Annotated in this window: 19 protein-coding genes; 14 read left to right on the top strand and 5 right to left on the bottom strand. The window is 67.4% G+C overall.

Annotation, left to right across the window (positions count from 1 at the left end; genetic code table 11):
* The first annotated feature begins 256 nt into the window (after nt 1-256).
* The 5 genes from AC3A3Q_RS06115 to AC3A3Q_RS06095 all read left to right on the top strand — a co-directional run bounded on the left by AC3A3Q_RS06115 (nt 257) and on the right by AC3A3Q_RS06095 (nt 6,383).
* A complete protein-coding gene (locus tag AC3A3Q_RS06115; protein WP_487585374.1) occupies nt 257-1,570 on the top strand; it encodes a sugar MFS transporter in 1,314 nt (437 codons plus the stop codon).
* 162 nt (nt 1,571-1,732) lie between these two features.
* The gene (locus tag AC3A3Q_RS06110; protein ID WP_200608155.1) at nt 1,733-2,767 is read left to right on the top strand and encodes a LacI family DNA-binding transcriptional regulator; all 1,035 of its coding nucleotides are present in this window, start codon (nt 1,733-1,735) and stop codon (nt 2,765-2,767) included.
* 134 nt (nt 2,768-2,901) lie between these two features.
* The gene (locus AC3A3Q_RS06105) at nt 2,902-4,230 is read left to right on the top strand and encodes a peptidase MATCAP family protein (protein WP_487585373.1); all 1,329 of its coding nucleotides are present in this window, start codon (nt 2,902-2,904) and stop codon (nt 4,228-4,230) included.
* Nucleotides 4,231-4,395: 165 nt separating this feature from the next.
* On the top strand, nt 4,396-5,754 hold the full coding sequence (locus tag AC3A3Q_RS06100; RefSeq protein ID WP_487585372.1) for a DUF1996 domain-containing protein: 1,359 nt from the start codon (nt 4,396-4,398) through the stop codon (nt 5,752-5,754).
* A gap of 266 nt (nt 5,755-6,020) precedes the next feature.
* A complete protein-coding gene (locus tag AC3A3Q_RS06095) occupies nt 6,021-6,383 on the top strand; it encodes a cupin domain-containing protein (protein WP_487585371.1) in 363 nt (120 codons plus the stop codon).
* A 74-nt stretch (nt 6,384-6,457) separates the two neighbouring features.
* On the opposite strand, the gene AC3A3Q_RS06090 is transcribed toward AC3A3Q_RS06095, so the two are convergent.
* The 5 genes from AC3A3Q_RS06090 to zwf all read right to left on the bottom strand — a co-directional run bounded on the left by AC3A3Q_RS06090 (nt 6,458) and on the right by zwf (nt 12,861).
* Nucleotides 6,458-7,918 (bottom strand): DUF1254 domain-containing protein, encoded by a 1,461-nt coding sequence (locus tag AC3A3Q_RS06090; RefSeq protein ID WP_487585370.1) that lies wholly within the window; start codon nt 7,916-7,918, stop codon nt 6,458-6,460.
* An 80-nt stretch (nt 7,919-7,998) separates the two neighbouring features.
* Entirely contained in the window at nt 7,999-8,625 is a 627-nt protein-coding gene (eda, locus tag AC3A3Q_RS06085) for a bifunctional 4-hydroxy-2-oxoglutarate aldolase/2-dehydro-3-deoxy-phosphogluconate aldolase (RefSeq protein ID WP_487585369.1), read from the bottom strand.
* 127 nt (nt 8,626-8,752) lie between these two features.
* On the bottom strand, nt 8,753-10,579 hold the full coding sequence (gene edd / locus AC3A3Q_RS06080) for a phosphogluconate dehydratase (protein ID WP_487585368.1): 1,827 nt from the start codon (nt 10,577-10,579) through the stop codon (nt 8,753-8,755).
* 28 nt (nt 10,580-10,607) lie between these two features.
* Nucleotides 10,608-11,321 (bottom strand): 6-phosphogluconolactonase, encoded by a 714-nt coding sequence (gene pgl / locus AC3A3Q_RS06075; RefSeq protein ID WP_487585367.1) that lies wholly within the window; start codon nt 11,319-11,321, stop codon nt 10,608-10,610.
* Between the two features lie 64 nt (nt 11,322-11,385).
* Nucleotides 11,386-12,861, bottom strand: coding sequence for a glucose-6-phosphate dehydrogenase (gene zwf, locus AC3A3Q_RS06070; RefSeq protein ID WP_487585366.1), 1,476 nt, complete (start codon nt 12,859-12,861; stop codon nt 11,386-11,388).
* 172 nt (nt 12,862-13,033) lie between these two features.
* On the opposite strand from zwf, the gene AC3A3Q_RS06065 reads away from it, so the two are divergent.
* The 9 genes from AC3A3Q_RS06065 to AC3A3Q_RS06025 all read left to right on the top strand — a co-directional run bounded on the left by AC3A3Q_RS06065 (nt 13,034) and on the right by AC3A3Q_RS06025 (nt 24,189).
* Entirely contained in the window at nt 13,034-13,777 is a 744-nt protein-coding gene (locus AC3A3Q_RS06065; RefSeq protein ID WP_200608142.1) for a GntR family transcriptional regulator, read from the top strand.
* A 146-nt stretch (nt 13,778-13,923) separates the two neighbouring features.
* Nucleotides 13,924-14,958: an SIS domain-containing protein gene (locus AC3A3Q_RS06060; RefSeq protein ID WP_487585365.1), complete on the top strand. Its 1,035-nt coding sequence runs from the start codon at nt 13,924-13,926 to the stop codon at nt 14,956-14,958.
* A 4-nt stretch (nt 14,959-14,962) separates the two neighbouring features.
* Entirely contained in the window at nt 14,963-16,099 is a 1,137-nt protein-coding gene (nagA, locus tag AC3A3Q_RS06055) for an N-acetylglucosamine-6-phosphate deacetylase (RefSeq protein ID WP_487585364.1), read from the top strand.
* A 267-nt stretch (nt 16,100-16,366) separates the two neighbouring features.
* Nucleotides 16,367-20,050 carry an indolepyruvate ferredoxin oxidoreductase family protein gene (locus AC3A3Q_RS06050; protein WP_487585363.1) on the top strand — a complete coding sequence of 1,228 codons (3,684 nt, stop codon included), beginning with the start codon at nt 16,367-16,369 and terminating at the stop codon, nt 20,048-20,050.
* A gap of 233 nt (nt 20,051-20,283) precedes the next feature.
* Complete coding sequence (gene bufA2, locus AC3A3Q_RS06045) at nt 20,284-20,736, top strand: BufA2 family periplasmic bufferin-type metallophore (protein ID WP_487585362.1); 453 nt, start codon at nt 20,284-20,286, stop codon at nt 20,734-20,736.
* A gap of 2 nt (nt 20,737-20,738) precedes the next feature.
* A complete protein-coding gene (bufB, locus tag AC3A3Q_RS06040; RefSeq protein ID WP_487585361.1) occupies nt 20,739-21,620 on the top strand; it encodes an MNIO family bufferin maturase in 882 nt (293 codons plus the stop codon).
* 26 nt (nt 21,621-21,646) lie between these two features.
* Nucleotides 21,647-22,408 carry an HvfC/BufC family peptide modification chaperone gene (locus AC3A3Q_RS06035; protein ID WP_487585360.1) on the top strand — a complete coding sequence of 254 codons (762 nt, stop codon included), beginning with the start codon at nt 21,647-21,649 and terminating at the stop codon, nt 22,406-22,408.
* Nucleotides 22,409-22,443: 35 nt separating this feature from the next.
* Nucleotides 22,444-22,809, top strand: a complete 366-nt coding sequence (locus AC3A3Q_RS06030) for an MmcQ/YjbR family DNA-binding protein (RefSeq protein ID WP_487585359.1) — start codon at nt 22,444-22,446, stop codon at nt 22,807-22,809.
* Nucleotides 22,810-22,893: 84 nt separating this feature from the next.
* Complete coding sequence (locus tag AC3A3Q_RS06025) at nt 22,894-24,189, top strand: M20 family metallopeptidase (protein ID WP_487585358.1); 1,296 nt, start codon at nt 22,894-22,896, stop codon at nt 24,187-24,189.
* Nucleotides 24,190-24,242: the final 53 nt, after the last annotated feature.

The following is a 24,242-nucleotide window of genomic DNA, read 5'->3' as shown; positions in this document are numbered from 1 at the left end:
CCGGCACGGGCCGAATTTGGCTCGCCACTGACAACGTTGTCAACAGAAAGTTACGAAATTGTCAGAAAGGCCGGAATCGGGGCGTCGGCGGGGGCGATTTTTGCTGCGACGCAGCAAGCCCTGGGTATCGGGCTGACCCTGAAACCCTTATAGGAAAGGGCCTCTAGCGTGGCGTCTCGACTTGTGACAACGTTGGCCGACGGATGTCGCATGAGTCATCGTGCGACATTGACCGCATTCCTTGGGAGGGGAACCAATGTCCACCACCATCGCCACCGGCTCGCGCAGCCACTACGGCTCGATCGCGATCATCGGCGCGCTGTTCTTCATCTTTGGCTTTGTCACCTGGCTCAACGGCCCGCTGATCTCGTTTGCCAGGCTGGCCTTCAACGTCAGCGAGACGCTGGCATTCCTGATTCCGTTCGCCTTCTACATCTCGTACTTCGTGCTGGCGTTGCCCTCTTCGATGATCCTGAAGAAGACCGGCATGAAGAAGGGCATGGCACTGGGCCTGTTCCTGATGGCCGTCGGCGCGGTGGTGTTCGGCCAGTACACGACGGCGCGTGTCTACGGCGGCGCGGTGACCGGCATCTTCATCATCGGTGCCGGCCTGGCGATCCTGCAGACCGCCTCCAATCCCTACATCAGCATCCTCGGCCCGATCGAGGGCGCGGCGCAGCGCATCGCGGTGATGGGCATCTGCAACAAGGTCGCCGGCATCCTGGCCCCGCTGGTCATCGGCACGCTGGTGATGCACGGCATGGGCGACCTGGCCGCACAGGTCGAAGGCGCCGATGCGGCGACCAAGGAGCAGCTGCTCAACGAGTTCGCCGCCCGCATCCACGACCCCTACATGCTGATGGCCGGCCTGCTGGCCCTGCTGGCGGTGGCGATCCTGTTTTCGCCGCTGCCGGAAATCCGCCCGGAAGACGTCAACTCCGAAGGCGACAACGGCAGGCACGGCGGCAAGAAGAGCCTGTTCCAGTTCCCGCACGTATGGCTGGGGGCGCTGTGCATCTTCGTCTACGTCGGCGTGGAGGTGATGGCCGGCGACGCGATCGGCACCTACGGCCAGGGATTCGGCCTGCCGCTGGACAAGACCAAGTTCTTCACCTCGCTGACCCTGGGTGGGATGCTGCTGGGCTACCTGATCGGCCTGGTCGCCATCCCGCGCTTCATCTCGCAGGAACGCTACCTGTCGTTCTCGGCGATCCTGGGCGTGTTGCTGGCCGTCGGTGCGTTCCTCACCACCGGCTACGTCTCGGTCGGCTTCGTCGCCGCGCTGGGATTCGCCAACGCGATGATGTGGCCGGCGATCTTCCCGCTGGCGATCCAGGGCCTGGGCCGGCTCACCGAATATGGGTCTGCGCTGCTGATCATGGGCATCTCCGGCGGCGCGGTGATTCCGCAGCTGTTCGTGCACTTCAAGCAGCAGCACGATTTCCAGCTCGTGTTCGTCCTGCTGATGGTGCCGTGCTACCTGTACATCCTGTACTTCGCGCTGCGTGGCCACAGCGTTGGCCATGCACCCGCCGTTGCCAGCGGCGCGCCGGCTTCGCAGCGCACCTGACCATCCGTGCGACCAGTCCACACGCCACCGGATGCTGTTGGCAACGCAGGAAATTCGATTCACATCACCTGCGCTGGTGGTTAGGCTAGTCGTCTTTACGCCGCGTCACACGACGCGGCGGTTCCACCGGCGGAACATCCGCCGGAACCACGCGAGGCTTCGGTGCGCAGACCCACGATAAAAGACGTCGCAGAGCGCGCCGAGGTGTCGCTCAAGACCGTCTCGCGCGTCATCAACGACGAACCCAGCGTGCAGGCGAGCACCCGTGCCCGCGTGCAGCGGGCCATCGACGACCTGGGCTACCAGCCCGACCCGTCGGCACGCAGCCTGCGCAGCGCGCAGAACTATGCGCTCGGCCTGGTCTACGACAACCCCAATCCCTATTACGTCATCGCGGTGCAGAACGGCGTGCTTTCGGTCTGCCGCGAGACCGGCTACGGCCTGCAGATCCACCCCTGCGATTCGTCCTCGCCCAACCTCGCCAGCGAGCTGATCGACCTGGTCCAGCATTCGCGCCTGGCCGGGCTGGTGCTGGCGCCGCCGATGTCCGAGCGCAACGAGCTGGTGACCGAGCTGGTCGCCCACGGCGTGCGCCTGGTCCGCATCGTCTCGGCCGCCGCCGACCCGCAGGACGGCAGCGCCTGTGTCTACGTCGATGACAAGGACGCCGCCTACGAGATCACCGAGCACCTGATCCAGCTCGGCCACAGCCGCATCGGTTTCCTCTGGGGCGGCAAGTCGCACGGCTCGTCCTGGGAGCGCTACAAGGGCTACGAGGAAGCGCTGCACGAGTACGGCTTCACCCTCGATCCGGAGCTGGTGGTCGAGGGCGATTACTCCTTCGACGACGGCTTCCGCGGCGCCCGTCGCCTGTTCGCGCTGGCCGACCGGCCGACCGCGATCTTCGGCAGCAACGACGAGATCGCCGCCGGCGTGCTGGCGGCGGCCAAGTCCAGCGGCATGAACGTGCCCTACGACCTGTCGATCGCCGGCTTCGAGGACAGCCCGTTCTCCAAGCAGAGCTGGCCGGCGCTGACCACCGCCAAGCAGGCCACGCAGGAAATCGCCCGCCACGCCGCGCACCGCCTGCTGCAGGAAATCCGCGAACACGCACCGAGCCGGCCGCTGCCCAACGAGGGCTTCAGCCCCGAGCTGGTGGTGCGCGGTTCGACCGCGCCGCCGCGCCCGAAGGCCTGACACCGCCCGCACCGTCATCCCGGCGAAAGCCGGGATCCATTTGCGCTTGCTCTAACGTCGGGCCATCACCTGCCTTTATCGCGCCATCGCGCAGGCTGCTGCGGCCACGATTCCTCGCCCGAGGGGAGCTTCGCATGCCGGCCCTTCCCACTGCCCCGCCTGCGCCCGATGCCCTGAAGGATCCGGCGCTGATTCCGCTGTTCGAACAGGACCGCACCCTGGTCAAACTCGGCCGCGGCATCCGCGTGCTCAAGGCCATCGACTGGCCGATGGAGCTGGAGGAGCGCTTCCTTGCCGGCTGGCGCGTCGGCCGCCCCGAACTGCCAAAACCGACCACGCAGCCGCACCCGATGCAAGCGGAGATCGAGGGACTCGACAACCTGCTCGGCCGCATCGACCGTGGCCACCCATTGGGCATGTGGCTGTACAAGTCGGCCTGGAGCTATCGCGTCGCCGCACAGATGCTCGGTGCCATCGGCACGCCTGAGTACACCCGCTGCTCGGCCCTGCTCTACGGCCGCCCCGACCATCTCTATCCGAACCAGGAGTCGACCAACGCCGACGTCGCCCGCGAGTTGCTGCGCGTTACCGACGAGCTGATCAACGACCGCCTGCTGCCGGGAATACCCGTGGACATCGAGGCGCCGGAGTTCGCCCGGCGCCTGCGCGAGCGCATCGATCCGTTCTTCAGCCATGACAAGGTTGAGGTCGTGCTCGATCCGAACCTGGCCTCCAAGGCCACGGCCGGTAGCAAGCGGGTGACGTTGCGTGCGACGGCGATGTTCTCCGAGCGCGACCTGGAACAGCTGATCCAGCACGAAGCCTTCATCCACACGCTGACCGCGCTCAACGGCAAGCACCAGCCCTACCTGACCTCGCTGGGTTGCGGCGCGCCGCGAACCACCCGTGCCCAGGAAGGGCTGGCAACGTTCTCCGAGATCATCACCGGCGCGATCGACATCGCGCGGCTGCGTCGGGTCGCGCTGCGCGTGGTGATGGTCGAACAGGCACTCAAGGGCGCCGATTTCATCGAGGTCTTCCGCGGCTTCCTCGAAGCCGGGCAGAGTGATGTCGAAAGTTACCGCAGCGCGGCGCGCATCTTCCGCGGTGGCAACGCGCGCGGCCTGGTCTGCTTCACCAAGGACGGCGCCTACCTGGAAGGGGTGCTGCGCATCTACGCCTTCATCTGCAAGGCATTGCACGAAGGACGGGGCGAACTGCTGCCGCTGCTGTTCTGCGGTCGGGTGACGGTCGCCGACACGGTGGTGCTGGAGCCCTACCGCAACAACGGCCTGATCGTGCCGCCGCGCTACCTGCCACCGTGGGCGCGCGACCCGCAGCGGGTATTGTCGGTGATGGCGTTCTCGATGGTGGTGCAGCGCCTGCGCCTGGAGCACCTGACGCTGCAGCGCTTCGTCGATGCGGAAGACGAGACGCTCGAGGAATCGGGCATCGGCGGCTGATCCTGCCGGAACCGACGAGGTTCCTCTGCGCCCGCGCGCGTGACTTCGTCACGCGTTTTCTCACGCGCCGATCATTGCGACCCCACTACTTTCGCGACGCCGCACACATGCCGTGCGGCCAGATCGCTGCATCTGCATGGAGCAGCATGTCTCATGGAGGAAGCTATGAATTCCGCATTCCTGCGGCTGCTGATGGCCGCCCTGCTTGCAGCCCCGGCCACTGCCACGGCCGGACAGTTCAACGTCGAATGTGCGTACTCGCACACGCTGCCGGACGATCCCATCATGTTTCCCGGAAAGCCGGGCCGGTCGATGGTGCACGACTTCTTCGGCAATACCAGCAGCGATGCCTCCACCACCAATGCGGACCTGTTGGCACTGCCCGGCAACAGCTGCGACAACGCCGCCGACTCGTCCGCGTACTGGGCGCCGCAGCTGCGCCGGAAAGGCGGCACGCAGATCGTGCGACCGGATCTGCAGAAGACCTACTACTCGGCGGGAAACGCGGCGAACTTTCCGGTGGTGCCCCTGCCAACGGGCCTGCAGCTGATCGGGGGCAACCCGAAGGCGACCGGGCCCACGCCACCGACGATCAATTTCTACTGCGCCTATGCGGGCTACACCAGCACAAAACCCGAGGCGTGCCCGGTCGATCCGGTGCATGGTGCCCAGTTCAACATCGTCGTGCTCTTTCCCGATTGCTGGGACGGTCGCACGCTGGCCCCTTCCCGTGGCTACAGGAACGCCGTCCATAGCGTTGATGGCGCCTGCCCGACCAACTATCCGGTGCGCATTGCCCGCCTCAACTTCAACATCCAGTACAACCTGGGCTTCGACGGCGACCTTCGCGATGCCGAACTTTCGCTTGATCCAGGGATCGTCGACGGCCAGGTGCAGGCACGCTGGGGATCGCTGTACAGCGCCCATGCCGACTTCATGCACGGCTGGCAGCCGGCCAGTGCCCGGTACATGGTCGACTACTGCCTCAACCGCGATGTGGCCTGCAACAAGGACGTCGCCTACGCCTATGCGGAAGCCGCGGCGGACAGCACCATCAGCAGCGCCGCTCCGGCTGCCAATTCTGGCCAGTCCACGTCGCTGGAGATCGAGGGAGGCGCGTCCGCGCGCACCGCCTTGCTGCGCTTCGCGATCCCGCAGGGCCTCTCGGAAGTGTCCTTCAGCGGCATCTTCCTGCGCGTGTTTGGCGGCACCGATTCGGCGGCCTACACGATCAGGGCGCAGTCGCTGGCCAACGAATGGGACGAGAACACGGTGACGTGGAACGATGCCCCCACCTGCGGCAGCCAGGTCGGCGCCCTGTACCTCGATCACGCACCGCAATACCGGAACTTCGACGTGACCGCGGCCGTGGTCGCGGCCATGGACCGGGGCGAAACCGGGATCTCGTTCTGCATCAGCGGCCCGGCCAATGGTCACGTCGTCACGCTGCATTCGGGCGAGAGCGGGAACAAGCCGCTGCTTTACTTCCAGACGCTGCGCCCGCTCCCTGCCGGGGCCCGGTGAAGCATGGCCTTCTTCGCCGCCAGCCGGCGTTATTGGTCTGGACCGGCCCGATCTGCAGCCCCCGCATCCCGCGACGGGAAATCCCCGGTTCCGGCATCGAAGGACGGTGCCGCGCATCGTGTTCCGCCCGGTTACCGGCCCCGGGGCGGACGGGTTCACCAGGTCGGCACCCCGAACTGCGAGTGACCACTCCGGTTACGTCCATGCGTGCAGGCATGCCCTGACATCGGATCTTCGCGCTCGCGGTGAGCCACGGAGACCTCCCTATGAAATCGATCGTCATACCAGCCACGTGCCTGGTCGCATTCGCGTGCGCGTCCGTATTTTCGGTTGCCTGCGCGCAGGACATGGCGCAGACAGCGGGCAAGAACGTCAAGGTCCTGCTCGACAACGAGAAGGTGCGCGTACTGGAACTGAACATGCCGCCTGGCGCGAGCACCGGCGTGCACTCCCACGGCGACAACGTCGTCTATTTCGTCACCGGCGGCACGGCGACGCAGGTCGCCAATGGCGAGACCAAGACCATGACGCGCAAGCCGGGCGAGGCTGTGTGGAGCGGACCGGTCACGCACGACACCACCAACTCCGGCAAGACCGCAGTCAAGACGGTCGTGATCGAGCTCAAGTAGCGTTGGAGCAACGTCGGGGGAGCAGGAAGGGAGCCCGATGGCTCCCTTCCGTGCTTGTGTATCGCCGGCGCCCCTCAGCGCGTCACTTCCAGCGGCGGCTTCTTCCAGCTGTGGTCGACCACCGCCGGTGCGGGACTGTAGTTGCGCAGGATCGCGTAGAACGGGCCGTTCGGCGCCGGCAGCCAGTTGGCTTCCTTGTCCTTGCCGGGCGAGGCGTGCTGCAGGTACAGCGTCAGGCCGCCATCGGCATCGCGCTTGAGGCTCGGCAGCATCGGCGAGTTGATGAGGTAGCGGTTGATCGGATTGTCGACCAGCAGCTTGCTCTTGCCGTCGTACATGGTGATTGACCAGAACGCGTTGGTCGGCGGCAGATCATCCTTGCCGAAGCGCAGCACGTAGTCGTGTTGCGAGGCATCCGCCGGTGCACCCTTGGCGTCGACGAAGTAGCTCAGGTAATCGGCTTCGGATCCGGAGTTGCCGTAGATGCCGAGCTTGGCGCCGGCGAAGCGGTAGAGGTTGTTGCCCTTGAGGAAGTCACGGGTGCCGAACAGATCGGCGCTGAAGACCTGCTGGGTGTTGATCCGGGTGGCGGTGAATTCCTGCAGGTCCTTGTCGGCATCGGCGATGCCGTCGAGCAGGGCCTGGCGCGTCTGCGGCGACAGCGCCGCTTCGTCGAACGGCTTGCCCGGGGCGACGCCGATCGCTTCCAAGCGCTTGCGCGCTTCCGCATCGGCCGGATTGGGCGGCATGAACTGCAGCAGGAAGTTGAGGTAGCCGAAGAAGCCCAGGTTGTTTGCCTTGGCTGCGTCATACGCCGGGAAGTCGATCTTCGCCGCCGGCGCCGGGGCCGGCGTGCCGAGGAACTGGCTCAGCGGCTGCGCCTTGTACTGGGCCTGCAGCTTCTTGACGTTGGCCAGGTCGTCCGGCGCGAACAACTGCGTGCGGAACAACCCGTAGGCGAACTGCGTCTCGGCCTGGAACACCTTGTCGATGCCCTTGGGCGTATCACCCTTCCAGTCCGGGCCGGCGATCATGTACTTGCCGGCCCTGCCCTGGGTCAGCGCCTTGTTGATGTAGGCGAAGTTGTGGGTGTACATGTCGATCAGCTGGACCGAGAAATAGCGTTTCCCGCCCAGCGCCGGGATGGTGACCACCACCGGTTCGGCGCGCAGGTCCATCCACAGGAATGAGTACGGCGTGTCCGAGTTCGGCGTGATGATCGCCGTGTCCTTGGGCGTGGCGACGCTGGCGGCGCTGCCGATCTGGTTGAACGGCGCGTGGAAGTCGGGGCCGTTGGCGTCGATGGCCTGCGCGTACATCGACTTGTAGCTTTCCACGATCGGGAAGCCCCAGATGTAGGCGTCCTTGGCAATGGCGCGGGTTTCGGTGACCTGGTCGGCCTGGCCTGCGACCGCGGGCTGGTCCGTGGTCGGCGCTGCCGGCGGGGTTTCAGGCTTGCAGGCGGGCAGCGCCAGCGACAGCGCGACTGCAACGAGCAATGCGGACAGGCGGATGTCCGACAAAGAATCCTTCATGACGCGGCCCCACGCTTGGACAGTGGGGCGATGCTAGGACGGGCGCTGTGTGCGTGCCCTTCACGCTGCGTTCTTGCGTGTCAGGCGCGCAGCAGGGTCGCCGCGCGTGCAAGTGCTTCGATCGCGCCCCACTCCTCCGCTGCCACCAGGCGCGACGGCGTGATCCACGAACCACCGACGCAGGCGACGTTCGGCGTGGCCAGGTAGTCGCGGGCGTTGTGCGCGCCGATGCCGCCGGTCGCGCAGAAGCGAATCTCCGGCAGCGGGCCATGCAGCGAACGCAGTGCCGCAGCGCCGCCTGCGGCTTCGGCCGGGAAGAATTTCTGGAAGATGAAGCCGTGCTCGGACAGCGTCATCGCCTCGCTGGCGGTGGCGGCACCCGGCAACCACGGCAGCGGCGAATCCTTGGCCGCGGCGATCAGGTCGGGCGTCGAGCCCGGCGAGACGGCGAAGCGCGCGCCGGCCTGCTGCGCATCGAGCAGGTCCTGCGGCTTGCGTACCGTGCCGACGCCGACGATCGCGCCTTCGACTTCGTTGGCGATCGCGCGCACCGCATCGAGCGCGACGCGCGTGCGCAGCGTGATCTCGATCGCGGGGATGCCGCCGGCAACCAGCGCGCGCGCCATCGACACGGCGTGGCGGGCGTCCTCGATCACCACCACCGGCATCACCGGGGCGACGTGCAGTACGGATTCAAGCAGGCCCATCTATGAGTTCTCCAGTTATCAATCCATCGTCATTCCCGCGAAGGCGGGAACCCAGTGTCTTTGCCGCCGCATGCAACGCCGCTGGGTCCCCGCCTTCGCGGGGATGACGGCGTGCTGGCAGGCGTTCTCAGGCAACGCCAAAGATCCCGCCGCCCAGGTCCGCCGTCGCCGCCGCATTGCGGAACACCGCAAACAGCTCGCGCCCCATGCCGACATGGCTGGACGACAGATCGGCGCTGGCGTGCTCGCGCAGCTTCCACTCGTCCGCCGCCACCAGTACTTCGAGCTTGCCGTTGCGCGCATCGACGCGAACCACGTCGCCATCGCGCAGGCGGGCGATGTCGCCGCCGCACTCGGCCTCCGGGCTGACATGGATCGCCGCCGGCACCTGGCCCGATGCGCCGGACATGCGTCCGTCCGTCACCAGCGCAACGCGGTGGCCGCGCTTCTGCAGTACGGCGAGCGTAGGCGTGAGCTGGTGCAGCTCCGGCATGCCGTTCGCACGCGGGCCCTGGAAGCGGACGACCACGACCACGTCGCGGTCGAGTTCGCCGCGCTCGAAGGCGTGCTTGACCTGTCCCTGCTCGGAGAACACGCGGCACGGCGCTTCAATCACCCAGCGATCTTCCGGCACCGCCGAAACCTTGATCGCGGCCGTTCCGAGCGGGCCGTGCAGCACGCGCAATCCGCCGTCGGCACGGAACGGGTCGGCAACCGGACGCAGGACCGTGGGATCGCCGCTGCGTCCGGTCGCCGGCACGTATTCGACCTGCTGGTCCGGCGCCAGCCTGGCTTCGACGCGGTAGCGCGCCAGGCCGGGGCCGGCGATGGTCTCGACGTCGCCGTGCGCGAGCCCGGCGTCGAGCAGCTCGCCGATCAGGAAGGCGAGCCCGCCGGCGGCATGGAAATGGTTCACGTCGGCGCTGCCGTTGGGATACACGCGCGCCAGCAACGGCACCACCGAAGACAACGCATCGAAGTCTTCCAGGCGCAGTTCGATGCCTGCCGCCGCGGCAATCGCGATCAGGTGCAGCAGGTGGTTGGTCGAACCGCCGGTCGCATGCAGGCCGACGACGCCGTTGACGATGGCGCGCTCGTCGATGATCCGGCCTACCGGTCGATAGTCGTCGCCCAGCGCGGTGATTTGCGCGGCACGACGCGCGGCCTGCGCGGTCAGCGCATCGCGGAGTGGATTGTCCGGGTTGATGAAGCTGGCGCCCGGCAGGTGCAGGCCCATCAACTCCATCAGCATCTGGTTGGAGTTGGCGGTGCCGTAGAAAGTGCAGGTGCCGGGGCCGTGGTAGCTCTGCGCTTCGGCTTCGAGCAGTTCTTCGCGCGTGGCTTCGCCGACCGCGTAGCGCTGGCGCACGCGCGACTTCTCGTCGTTCGGCAGGCCCGAGGTCATCGGCCCGGCCGGGACGAAGATCGCCGGCAGGTGGCCGAAGCTCAGCGCACCGATCAGCAGGCCCGGCACGATCTTGTCGCACACGCCCAGGTACAGCGCGGCATCGAACATGTCGTGCGACAGCGACACGGCGGTCGACAGTGCGATCACTTCGCGCGAGAACAGCGACAGCTCCATGCCGGCGCGGCCCTGGGTGACGCCGTCGCACATCGCCGGCACGCCGCCGGCAACCTGCGCGGTCGCGCCGACGCTGCGCGCGGCCTGCTTGAGCAGGAACGGAAAGCGTTCCAGCGGCTGGTGCGCCGAGAGCATGTCGTTGTAGGCGTTGACGATGCCCAGGTTCGGCGCCTGGCCACTGCGCAGCGCGGCCTTGTCGCTGGCCGAGCACGCCGCGAATCCATGGGCGAGATTGCCGCACGACAGCGTGGCGCGATGCGGCCCTCGCCCGGCGGCGGCATCAATCCGCGCCAGGTAGGCAGCGCGGCGATCGCGGCTGCGCTCGACGATGCGTTGGGTGACTTCGGCAACTACGGGGTGCAGGGCAGGCATGAACTTCGATTCCCGGTGGTCAGTCCTTTCAAGGACTCCAGAACAGCATCGGCACCACCGGCGCGCCGGACAGCACCGAACGGATCGGCAACTTCGAACGCGGGTCACGTGCGGCGTCATCGAGCACGCCGCGCTTCTTCGCGCCTTCGATATGCAGGTACAGCGACGGCGCGGTGAAGATCGCGCTGAGCGTCAGCGTGATCCGCGGCTCCGGCGCCGAGGCGCTGCGAACCGCCAGCACCGGCGCGCGGCCGGTGGGCTGCAGGCCGATGTCGCGGCGCTGCAGATCAGGAAATAGTGAAGCGACATGGCCGTCCTCGCCCATGCCAAGCACCACCACGTCGAGCGGCAGCGCCTCGTTGGCCACCTGCGTCAGCACCGGCAGCAATGCGCTTTCCGGCGTTTCGGTCGGGCGTCGCAGCGGCAGCAGTTGCGCTTGCGCGGCGTCGCCCTGGAACAGCGTCTCGCGCAGCAGGCGCTCGTTGGAGCGCGGGTGGTCCGGCGCGACCCAGCGATCGTCGACCGGCACCACGGTGACGTGCGCCCAGTCCAGTGCCTGCTTCGACAACTCGATCAGGAAGGCGCGCGGCGTGGTGCCACCGGACACCGCCAGGCGGGCATGGCCGCGCCGGGCGATGGCGCCACGCAGGTCGGCGGCGACCGCCCTGGCCAGTGCCACGGCGAGATCGGCGCGGTCATCGAACAGATGCTCGCGCAGCGGCAAGGGGTCCGGGGTCAGCACTTTGAATCGCTCCGCATGGATTCGTTGAGCCTGGGTGCCAGCTGGCAGGACGGCTTGCACGGGGTCAGACAGCGTCTTCATGCCAGGTCCTTCCGTCGCGTTCGATCAGCGCGACCGCGGCACTCGGGCCCCAACTGCCGGCGGTGTAGGCCTTCGGCGCTTCGGCGCTGGCCTCCCACGCGGCGCGGATCGGATCGATCCAGGCCCATGCCGCTTCGACTTCGTCGCGACGCATGAACAACATCGGATTGCCGCGCACGACGTCCATCAGCAGGCGTTCGTAGGCTTCCGGCTGGCGACCGCCGAAGGTCTCGGCGAAGCTCAGGTCCATCGGCACGCGACGCAGGCGCAGGCCACCCGGGCCGGGCACCTTGTTCATCAGCCACAGCTTCACGCCTTCATCGGGCTGCAGGCGGATCACCAGCTGGTTCGGATAGATCGGTTCGGCCAGTTCGCCGAAGATCGAGTGCGGCACCTGGCGGAAGGTGACCACGATTTCCGACATGCGGTCGGTCAGGCGCTTGCCGGTGCGCAGGTAGAACGGCACGCCGGCCCAGCGCCAGTTGCGCACTTCGGCCTTGAGGGCGACGAAGGTTTCGGTGCGCGAGTCGTTGCGGCCCAGCTCTTCCAGGTAACCCGGCACCGGGCGCCCTTCGACGGCGCCGGCGCGGTATTGGCCACGCACGGTCTGCTGCGCGGTCGCGCCGTTCTCGATCGGGCGCAGCGCGCGCAGCACCTTGAGCTTCTCGTCGCGGATCGCGTCGGCCGACAGCGACGACGGCGGCTCCATCGCCACCAGGCACAGCAGCTGCAGGATATGGTTCTGGACCATGTCGCGCAGCGCGCCGGACTTGTCGTAGTAGCTGGCGCGGCGCTCCAGGCCGACGGTTTCGGCCACGGTGATCTGCACGTGGTCGATGTGCTCGGCCTTCCACAGCGGTTCGAACAGGGCATTGCCGAATCGCAGGGCGATAAGGTTCTGCACCGTTTCCTTGCCGAGGTAATGGTCGATTCGATAGATCTGCGATTCGTCGAAGACCTTGCCGAGCGCGTCGTTGATGGCCACGGCGCTGGCGCGGTCGTGGCCGATCGGCTTTTCCACCACCACGCGGGTGTTGGCACCGGTCAGGCCATGCGCCTGCAGGCGCGCGCCGACGCTGCCGAACAGGTCCGGGCCGACGGCGAGGTAGAACACGCGTACCCGCGACTCGTCGGACAACTCGCCCGCCAGCTCGGCCCAGCCGGTGTCGGCGCTGAGGTCGATGCGGCGGTAGCCGAGCATCTCCAGGAACGGTTCCAGTGCCGCCGGCGAACGCGGGTCGTCGGCGAGGGTCTTCTGCAGCGCCTCGCGGACGCGTTCGCGGTAAGCCTCGTCGCCGAGGGTGTCGCGGGCGAGACCGAGGATCCGGGTGCCGGCGACGATCTGGCCGTCGACATAGCGGTGGAACAGGGCCGGCAGCAGCTTGCGCAGGGCCAGGTCGCCCGTGCCGCCGAAGATGATCAGATCGAATGGCGCCATCGGCGCGATGGAGGGGCTCACGGGATGCTCCGCGCGGAGGGGGTGGGGGTTGCCAAGGAGAACCAGACCAGAACCATACCAGTGACGATACCAGTCAAATACCAGGTCCGCAAACCCCCGACTTTAGTCGAGTCCTGAATACGTATTCGGGGGCGGGTTGCCGTCATTGGTATCTCACTGGTATCTTTTGTCCATGCAGGACTATCTCGTCAACGAGTTCAGCCGCCAGGCCGATGCGCGACGCGCGCCGGCCTACCAGCACCTGCGCCGGACCCTGCAGCACGCCATCGAGAACGGCGAACTGACCGCCGGCCAGGCCCTGCCGAGCGAGCGCGAGCTGAGCAAGCTGCTCGACCTGTCGCGGGTCACCGTGCGCAAGGCCATTGCCGGCCTGGTCGGCGACGGCCTGCTGATGCAGCGCCAGGGCGCCGGCACCTTCGTCGCCGAGCGCATCGTCAAATCCTTCTCCAAGCTCACCAGCTTCACCGACGACCTGCGTGCGCGCGGCCTGGACCCGACCTCGCGCTTCCTCGAGCGCAGCGTCGGCGAGGTCACGCCCGACGAGGCGATGGCGCTGAACCTGTCACCGGGCGCCCAGGTTGTTCGCTACTACCGCCTGCGCATTGCCGACGACATCGTCCTGGCGCTCGAACGCACCGTCGTTCCGCAATCGGTGCTGGCCGACCCTAGCCTGGTCGAGAACTCGCTGTACGAGGCTTTCACCAAGCTCGGCCTGCGCCCGACCCGCGCGCTGCAGCGCCTGCGCGCGATCGCCTTCGACGCCGAGCAGGCGCGGCTGATGAACCTGGCCGAGGGCAGCCCCGGTCTCTTCATCGAGCGCCGCACCTTCCTCGATGACGGCCGCATCGTCGAATACACGCGTTCGTTCTACCGCGGCGATGCTTACGATTTCGTTGCCGAGCTGCAGAGCGAATGAGCGCTGGCGGCCAACCACCTCCCTCAACCCGTCATTCCCGCGCAGGCGGGAACCCAGTGACTTTGCCGGTGCCCCGTCCGGGCAGAGCCAACGACGCTGGGTTCCCGCCTGCGCGGGAATGACGGGTTATTTCTTCAGGAATCCCCATGATCGCCGCCACCGCGACCAAGATGTACGCCGAAGCGCAGCAGACCGCTGACGTCGTTGCCGGCCAGTTCGCCGCCAATGCCGGCATCATCGATGCTCTTGTCGCCCGACTGAAGCAGGACCCCCCGCGTTTCATCGTCACCTGCGCACGCGGCAGCTCCGACCATGCCGCCACCTACGGCAAGTACCTGTTCGAGACCACGCTCGGCCTGATCACCGCTTCGGCCTCGCCGTCGGTCGGCTCGGTCTACGCCATCCAGCCGCATATGGAAGGCGCGCTGTTCGTGGCGATCTCGCAGTCGGGCAAGAGTCCGGACCTGGTCCGCAATGCCGAGATCGCCAAGGCCGCCGGCGCGCTCGTCGTGGCCCTGGTCAATGTCGAGGACTCGCCACTGGCGAAGCTCGCCGACACCGTGATCCCGCTGCGCGCCGGCCCGGAGAACAGCGTCGCGGCGACCAAGAGCTACCTGTGCTCGCTGGCCGCCCTGCTGCAGTTGACCGCACGCTGGAGCGGCGATGCCGCCCTGCTCAAGGCCACCGACGAACTGCCGGCAGCCCTTCGCGCCGCCTGGGAGCAGGACTGGTCGCCGCTGGTCGAAGGCCTGAAGGATGCCCACAACCTGTTCGTGGTCGGTCGCGGCCTGGGTCTCGGCGCGGCCCAGGAAGCGGCGCTGAAGTTCAAGGAAACCTGCGGCCTGCACGCCGAGGCGTTCTCGTCGGCCGAGGTCAAGCACGGCCCGATGGCGATCGTTGGCCCAGGCTTCCCGGTGCTGGCGTTTGCCCAGGACGACGACACCGGCGCCGGCACCGTGGCCGTGGTCGAGGAATTCCACAAGCGCGGCGCACCGGTGTGGCTGGCGCGTCCGGGCGAGCATCGCGACGATGCCCTGCCGATGCCGGCCTCGCCGCATCCGGCGTGCACGCCGCTGTTGGCGGTGCAGAGCTTCTACAAGGCGGTCAACGCACTGGCCGTGGCGCGCGGGCACAACCCCGACGTGCCGCCGCATCTGAACAAGGTCACCGAAACCGTCTGATGCCATGACTACCACCACTGCCTTCCACAACGGCCACGTCCTCACCGACCACGGCTTCGAGACCGACGTCTGCGTGATCGTGGAAGACGGCCACATCGTGGCCGTGCTGCCTGGCCAGGCGCCCAAGGGCGCAACCGTGGTGGACCTCGCCGGCGGTTACCTGGTGCCAGGCTTCATCGACACCCAGGTCAACGGCGGCGGCGACGTGCTGTTCAACGACGAGCCGACGGTGGAAGGCCTGCGCGCAATCGCGAAGGCGCACCGCAGGTTCGGCACCACCGGCATGATGCCGACGCTGATCAGCGACGACACCGAGGTGATGGCGCGCGCCATCGCGGCCACGCGCGAGGCCATCTCGCAGGGCGTGCCGGGCATCCTCGGCATCCACCTGGAAGGCCCGTACCTCAACGCCGCGCGCAAGGGCGTGCACGACCCGGCCAAGTTCCACACCCCGGACCAGGACGAACTCGACCTGGTCGCCTCGCTCGGCAACGGCCGCACGATGCTGACCCTGGCACCGGAGCGCTTCTCCGCCGAAACGCTGCGCGAGCTCGCCGCGCGGCGCCTCATCCTCTGCGCCGGGCATACCGCCGCCACCTACGAACAGATGCGCGACGGCTTCAGCGCCGGCATCCGCGGCGTCACCCACCTGTTCAACGCGATGACGCCAATGAACAGTCGCGAGCCCGGCGGGGTCGGCGCCGCACTCGAGAACACGTACACCTGGAGTGGCCTGATCGTCGATGGCTACCACGTCCACGACGCCGCCCTGCGGGTGGCGATCGCGGCACGACCGCCTGGAAAGATGATGCTCGTGACCGACGCGATGCCACCGGTCGGTGGCGAGCGCGAGGACTTCGAGCTCTATGGCGTGACCATGACCTGCCGCGACGGCAAGTGCACCACCGCCGACGGCACCCTCGCCGGCTCGGCGCTGGACATGGCCGGTGCGGTCCGCAACACGGTCCAGCGGCTTGGTCTGCCACTGGAAGAAGCCTGCCGCATGGCCTCGACCTACCCGGCCGAATTCCTCGGCCTGGGCGGCGAACTGGGGCGCATCGCCCCGGGCTTCCGCGCCGACCTGGTCCTGCTCGACCACGACCTGCAGGTGCAGGGCAGCTGGATCAACGGCCAGACCTAAGCCAACTCCGGTCGTAGGAGCGAGCTTGCTCGCCAGGACTCCGCCATGCCGCGGTCGCGAGCAAGCTCGCTCCTACGTAGTTGATAACTGAACAGGGCGCAGACGCGGCCTGTTCGGCGCGGCCATGCCCGACACCCGGCTCAGAGTGGTCTGACTGCTACAATTCCGAGTCTTTGCTCGGACTTTTGCGTCGCGACCACCCGTCGCGAGGCATGGTTACGGGCGTCCGCAGCCACCCCCGCGCCCCCCGGCGCGCCGGAGCCACGCATGACCAGCACCGCCGAACTCAGCTCGCCGTCCTCGGCGAACACCGCGCTTACCAACTCGGTGCTCGATACCGACTACTCGCTCGAGCACAAGTACAGCCGCGAACAGGGCCGCATCTACCTCAGTGGTGTCCAGGCGCTGGTGCGCCTGCCGCTGATGCAGCGCCTGCGCGATCAGGCCGCCGGCCTGAACACCGCCGGCTTCATCTCCGGTTACCGCGGCAGCCCGCTGGGTGGTTTCGACCTGGAGCTGTGGCGCGCGCGCAAGCACCTGGAAGCGGCCGGCGTGAAGTTCACCCCGGGCCTCAACGAGGACCTCGGCGCGACCATGGTCTGGGGCACGCAGCAGACCAACCTCTTCCCGGGCGCCAAGGTCGAGGGCGTGTACGGCATGTGGTACGGCAAGGGCCCGGGCGTGGACCGCACCGGTGACGTGTTCAAGCACGCCAATGCCGCCGGCACGTCGAAGTTCGGTGGCGTGCTCGCACTCGCCGCCGACGACCATGCCTGCCGCTCGTCGACGCTGCCGCACGGCTCGGAAGACGAGTTCGTCAGCGCGATGATGCCGATCCTCAACCCCGCCGGCGTCCAGGACATCCTCGACATGGGCGTGCTCGGTTGGGCGATGTCGCGCTACACCGGCCGCTGGGTCGGCTTCAAGACAATCGCCGAGACGGTCGAGTCGTCGGCGTCCATCGACGTCAATCCGCTGGCGATGCAGATCATCACGCCGGACGACTTCGAGATGCCGGCCGGCGGCCTCAACATCCGCTGGCCCGATCCGCCGATGGACCAGGAGATGCGCCTGCACCGTTATGCGGTGAAGGCCGCGCAGGCCTTCGCCCGCGCCAACGGCATCGACCGCACCGTCATTGACTCGCCGCGCGCGCGCCTGGGCATCGTCACCACCGGCAAGTCCTACCTGGACGTGCTGCAGGCGCTGGAATACCTGGGCCTGGACGAGAACGCCTGCGCCGACCTGGGCATCCGCGTCTACAAGGTCGGCATGACCTGGCCGCTGGAACCGGTCGGCATCACCCGTTTCGCGCAGGGCCTCGAGGACATCGTCGTCGTCGAGGAAAAGCGCGCCTTCATCGAGCGCCAGATGAAGGAGTACATGTACAACTGGAGCGGCCAGCGTCCGTCGATCGTCGGCAAGTACGACGAACAGGGCGAATGGATCCTGCCGTCCACGGGCGAACTGACTCCGGCGACCATCGCCGGCGTGATCGGTCGCCGCATCCAGAAGTTCCATAACAGCGAGCACATCGAGAACGTGCTGCGCTGGATGGCCGAGAAGGAGTCCGAGCTGGCCCTGCCGCGGGCGCAGTTCCCGCGCGTGCCGCACTACTGCTCGGGCTGCCCGCACAACACCTCCACCGTCGTGCCGGAAGGCTCGCGCGCGCTGGGCGGCATCGGTTGCCATTACATGGTGACCTGGATGGACCGCAGCACCGACACCTTCACCCACATGGGCGGCGAAGGCGTGACGTGGTCGGGGCAGGCGGCGTTCACCGAAACGCAGCACGTGTTCCAGAACCTCGGCGACGGCACGTACTTCCACTCCGGCTCGCTGGCGATCCGCCAGTCGGTCGCGACCGGCGTCAACATCACCTACAAGATCCTCTACAACGATGCGGTCGCGATGACCGGCGGCCAGCCGGTCGACGGCACGCTGTCGGTGCCGCAGATCGCCCACCAGGTGCGTTCGGAAGGCGTGCAGACCATCGTGCTGGTGTCGGACGACATCGGCAAGTGGAGCAAGCGCGAGATCTTCCCGTCGGACGTCGAGTTCTTCGACCGCAAGGAACTGGACAACGTCCAGAAGCGCCTGCGCGAAGTGAAGGGCACCAGCGTCCTGATCTACGACCAGACCTGCGCCACCGAGAAGCGTCGTCGTCGCAAGCGCGGCAAGATGGTCGATCCGCAGAAGCGCGTGATGGTCAACTCGCTGGTCTGCGAAGGCTGCGGCGACTGCGGCAAGAAGTCGTTCTGCGTGTCGGTGCTGCCGAAGGAAACCGAGTTCGGCCGCAAGCGCGAGATCGACCAGTCCAATTGCAACAAGGACTACTCCTGCGTCAACGGCTTCTGCCCGAGCTTCGTGACGGTGGAAGGCGGTGGCCTGCGCAAGAAGAAAGGTTCGGGCGCAAAGGATCGCTTGAGCGACCTGCCGATGCCGCAGCTGCCCTCGCTCGACCAGCCCTGGAACATCCTGATCACCGGCGTCGGCGGCACCGGCGTGGTGACGATCGGCGCGCTGCTCGGCATGGCCGGCCACCTCGAGGGCAAGGGCGCCAGCGTGCTCGACCAGACCGGCCTGGCGCAGAAGGGCGGCGCGGTCACCACCCACATCCGCATCGCCCGCACCCCGGCCGACATCCACGCCGTGCGCATCGCCGCCGGCGAGGCCGACCTGGTGCTGGGCTGCGACATGGTCGTGGTCAACGATTACTGGGCGCTGTCGAAGGTGCGTTCGGGCCGCAGCTCGGTCGTGCTCAACAGCTATGAAGCGATGCCGGGCACGTTCACCACGCGTCCTGACATGCAGTTCCCGGCGACCGACATCATCGCCGCGATCAAGGTCGCGCTCGGTGGCAAGGACCCGCACGTGGTCGACGCCACCCAGCTCGCCACCGCGCTGATGGGCGATGCGATCGCGTCGAACCTCTTCATCCTCGGCTACGCATGGCAGCAGGGGCTGGTGCCGCTGTCGCTGGATTCGATCATGCGTGCGGTCGAGCTCAACGGCGCCGCGATCGAAATGAACAAGACCGCGTTCGCCTGGGGCCGCCTGGCCGTGGTCGATCCCAACGCCGTGGCCGAAGCCGCCGGTCTGGTGCGCAATGCCCAGACCGCCGCCGAATCGACCCCGCACGAGCTGCCGATGCTCTCGCCGGGTGCGTGGGAAGGCAACGAGTGGGGCGCGACCAGCGCGCCGCGCACGACCCGCAAGGAAGACGAGCTGCGCCACGTTCCCGCTCACGGCGGCGACAACGTCGCCTTCCTGCCGCTGGACGATGCGCGCCTGTCGCGTTCGCTCGACGAGGTCATCTCGCGCCGCGTGGCGTTCCTGACCGAGTACCAGGACGCCTCATACGCCCGCCGCTACAGTGATTTCGTCGCGCGCGTGCACGCGGCCGAGCGCAACGTCGCCGGCACCACCGACCTGACCGAGGCCGTCGCCCGCTACGCCTTCAAGCTGATGGCGTACAAGGACGAGTACGAGGTCGCGCGCCTGTACACCAGCGGCGATTTCAAGAAGAAGCTGGAGCAGCAGTTCGACGGCGACTACAAGTTGAAGTTCCACCTCGCGCCGCCGCTGCTGGCGAAGAAGGACGCGCAGGGCCGCCTGATCAAGCAGGAGTTCGGTCCGTGGGTGTTCACCGCGTTCAAGTGGATGGCCAAGCTGCGCTTCCTGCGCGGCGGCGCCTTCGACATCTTCGGCAAGACCGAGGAGCGCAGGATGGAGCGCCAGCTGATCGTCGATTACTTCGCGACGATCGAAGGCCTGCTCGGCAAGCTCGACCGCAGCAATGTCGGCCTCGCCGCCGAGATCGCCAGCATCCCCGAGCACATCCGCGGCTACGGCCACGTCAAGGAAGACCACCTGCACAAAGCCAAGACCCGCGAGGCCGAGCTCCTGAAGGAGTGGGACAACCCGCTGCGGATCGTCAAGGTGGCGTAAGCGCCCGGGCGACATCGATGGAATGCAGAAGGCCGGCTCCCAGGAGCCGGCCTTTTTCTTTTGCGTTGACCGCGAACCCTCCAGCGTCGCTTCGCGGACGTTCGCCTGGTTTTGCAAAGGCGCCGCCACTGCTGTGCCAATCCCGATGCGGACCTTATCGCGCCTGCGCCGCCACTTATGGAGCGAGGACGCAACGTCGCGTCCCCCGACCCCGCCATTGGAGATACACCCACATGAAGTCCCCCATCGTTCCCGTTTCCGGCGTTGCCCTGGCCTTGATCGCTGCCGGCATGGCCTTCGCCGCACCCGCCGCCAGCGCCAAGGCCAAGTCATCGGACAAGGTCGACCTGGTGCACTGTTCCGGCGTGAATGCCTGCAAGGGCCACAACGAATGCAAGACCGCCGACAACGCCTGCAAGGGCCACGGCAGCTGCAAGGGCAAGGGTTTCGTCGCCGCGACCAAGAAGGCCTGCGCCGACATCGGTGGCAAGCGCATCGATCCGAAGATCAACTTCACCGGCGCGGCCAGCGACCAGGTGCACTGCTACGGCGTCAACGCCTGCAAGGGCCACAACGACTGCAAGACCGCCGACAACGCCTGCAAGGGCCACGGCAGCTGCAAGGGCAAGGGCTTCGTCGCACTGCCGGCGGCCAGCTGCTCCAACACCGGCGGCAATGCCGGGTGAGCATGCGCGCCGCCAATAGCGGCGCAGGCGACTCCGGCGCGCGTGCGCCGGAGTCCCGTCCCTGGCTCGGCTTCGGGCTGGGGCTGCGCCCCGAATACTTCGAACAGATCCTGGCTTCACCGCCGGCGGTGGACTGGTTCGAGATCATCTCGGAAAATTTCATGGTCGACGGCGGCAAGCCGCTGCACTACCTCGACCGCATCCGCGCGCACCATCCGATCGCGATGCACGGCGTGTCGCTGTCGATCGGTGGCACCGATCCGCTCGACCGCGATTACCTCAAGCGGCTGCGCGAGCTGGTGCATCGCATCGCACCGGCCTGGGTTTCCGACCACCTGTGCTGGACCGGCGTCGATGGCATCAACAGCCACGACCTGCTGCCGCTGCCTTACAACGAAGCGACGATCGCGCACGTGGTCGATCGCGTGGAGCAGGTGCAGGAGTTCCTCGGTCGTGAGCTGCTGCTGGAGAACCTGAGCAGCTATGTCGAGTTCCGCGATTCGGACATGCCCGAGTGGGAGTTCGTTGCCGCAATCGCCCGGCGCAGCGGTTGCCGGATCCTGCTGGACGTCAACAACATCCAGGTCAGCGCGCGCAATCACGGCTTCGATCCGCACGACTACCTCGCCGGCATTCCGGCCGACCGGGTCTGGCAGATTCACCTGGCCGGCCACAGCGACTACGGTACGCACTGCATCGATACCCACGACCACGACGTGCCCGATTCGGTGTGGGCGCTGTACCAGAGTGCGATCGCGCGCTTCGGCGCGGTCAGCACGATGATCGAGCGCGACGACCACTTCCCGCCGCTGCCGGAGCTGCTGGGCGAGCTCGATCTGGCGCGTGCGGCATTTGCCCGCGCGATGCCGGCGGTGGCGGCGTGATCGCGTCGCGGCCCGCGGACGATGGCTTGGTCGACCTGCAGCGGCAGTTCCTGGCGCGGTTGCGCGGTGGCGATGCTGGCATCAAGGCATTGCTTGCCTGCGGCCAGATGCCCGCCGAACTGGGCCTGGGCATCTACGGCCATGCCTATGGGGCGCGATTGCGCGATGCGCTCGAGCACGACCACGCGGTGCTGGGCAACTATTTGGGCGACGCACTGTGGGAGCGCATGTGCGAGGACTTCATAGCGGCCCATCCCTCGCGTGTGCGCTCGTTGCGGGATTTCGGTTCGGGCCTGCCGGCGTTCCTTGCCAGCGCCGAGCCCTTCGCCGCGCATCCGCAGGTAGCGGAACTTGCACGGTTCGAGCGCTGCCTGCTCGACGGCTTCGACGCTGCCGATGGCGAGCGTCTGGCCTGGGAGGATGTGATTGCGCTGCCGCAGGTCTCCTGGCCGACCCTGCGCCTGGCCTTCCATCCCAGCTTTCAGCTGTACGAGGCGCGATTCAACAGCGTCGAAACCTGGCAGGCGCTCAAGGACGGGCAGGAACCGCCGGCCGGAGTCGTCGTGAACGCCTGCTGGGCAATGTGGCGTGACGAGGACCGGGTCGGCCGCTTCCGCTCGCTCGAGCCCCAGGAACGTCGTGCGATCGGTCACTTCCTGCGCGGCGGGAATTTCGCCGCCCTGTGCGAAGCATTGGCGACGGACCTGGCGGCGCAGGACGTGCCCGTCGTCGCCATCGGCCATCTGCAGTCATGGTGCGCCGAAGGCTGGCTGTCGCGACTGTACTGACAGTTTCTGACAGCCGGCGGTGCCAGAATCCCGCCATGGATACCTTGCAACTGCAGGCGCATTGCGCGGGCCTGCGCGGCGCGACGGTGACGCTGCATCCCGAGCCGCGCAACATCCTGGTCTACAACGTCGGCGACAAGACCTTCGCCTACTTCAAGACCAGCGAACCCGAGCGCTGGCGCTTCAGCATCAAGGTCTCGCCGGAGCGCTTCGTCGAACTCACCGATGTCCCCGGCATGAAGCCGGCGCGCTTCATGGGCCGCTTCCGCTGGATAACCATCGTCGACGTGCGCCGTGTGCCCGAGGACTACCTGGTCGAGCTGGTGGAGTGGTCGTACCGGCGTGCGCTGGAGGGCCTGAGCCGCAAGCGCCAGGCCCAGGTGCTGGGCAACGACGCCTGATCCGGACTACACGGGGCAGGTCGCGCCGGCTAGCATCGGGGTCCATCCCGGGAGTGTCCCGGAGTGCCCCGGAGTGTCTGCTCGATGCGCCCTTTGATCCTGCCTGCCCTGCTTGCCGCAATGCTGGCCCCGCCTGCCAATGCCCTGGCACCTGACGCAGCAACCGCGGCCAAGGCCGTGCAGCCGCAGGTCGTGGCGTGGCGCCGCGACATCCACCAGCATCCCGAGCTGGGCAACCAGGAAGTCCGCACCGCGAAGGTGATTGCCGAGCAGTTGCGCAAGCTCGGCCTGCAGCCGCGCACCGGCATCGCCCATACCGGCGTCGTTGCCGTGCTCAAGGGCGGCAAGCCCGGTCCGCGCATTGCCATTCGCGCCGACATGGATGCGCTGCCGGTGACCGAACAGACCGGCCTGCCGTTCGCATCGAAGGTGACCTCGCAGTACCGCGGCCAGCCGGTCGGCGTGATGCACGCCTGTGGCCACGATGCCCATGTTGCGATCCTGCTGGGCGTGGCGACCGCGTTGGCGGCGCAGAAGCAGGATCTGCCGGGCGAGGTGATGTTCGTATTCCAGCCGGCCGAGGAAGGCCCGCCGAATCCGGGCGAGACGTTTGGCGCCAAGCTCATGCTCGACGAAGGCGTGTTCCGCGACTTCAAGCCCGACGCCGTGTTCGGCCTGCATGTCTGGGCCGGTTTGCCGGTCGGGCAGGTCGGCGTGCGCAGCGGTCCGATGCTCGCCGCCGCCGACGAGTGGAGCCTGACGGTCAACGGCAAGCAGACCCACGGCTCGCGTCCGTGGGACGGCGTCGATCCGATCACCGTGGCCGCGCAGATCCTGCTCGGCACGCAGAGCCTGATCGCGCGCCAGGTCAACATCGCCGCGACGCCGGTGGTGCTGACCGCCGGCCAGTTCAACGCCGGCGTGCGCTTCAACATCATCCCCGACGAGGCCAAGGTGGTCGGCACGCTGCGCACCTTCGACGCCAAGGTGCGCGAGGACGTGATCACGCGCTTCCGTCGCACCGCCGAGGACTTCGCCCACGCCAGCGGCGCGACCGCGAAGCTCGAGGTGGCGAGCAATGCACCGGCGACGATCAACGACGCCACGCTGACCACACGCGTGCGGCCGTCGCTGCAGCGCGCGGTCGGCGCCGACAACGTCGTCGAGATGCCGATGGTGACGGTGGCCGAGGACTTCGCCCAGTTCGCCAATACCGTGCCTGGCCTGTACTTCTTCGTCGGTTCCACCTCCGCCGGCATCGATCCGGCGAACGCACCGATCAACCATTCGCCGCAGTTCCTGCTCGACGAGCAGTCGCTCGACGTCGGCACCCGCGCGATGCTGCAGGTGGCGCTGGACTACCTGCACGGCGGCGGCTGACCCGCTGCCACGGCAACCCTTCCCATTCGAATCACTGCCGCGGTCGTCGATCG

This window comes from Lysobacter sp. Soil_C_59 (genome assembly GCF_057656415.1).
The sequence above is the reverse complement of the archived record's forward strand: the minus strand, read 5'-3'. Positions and strand labels throughout refer to the sequence as shown.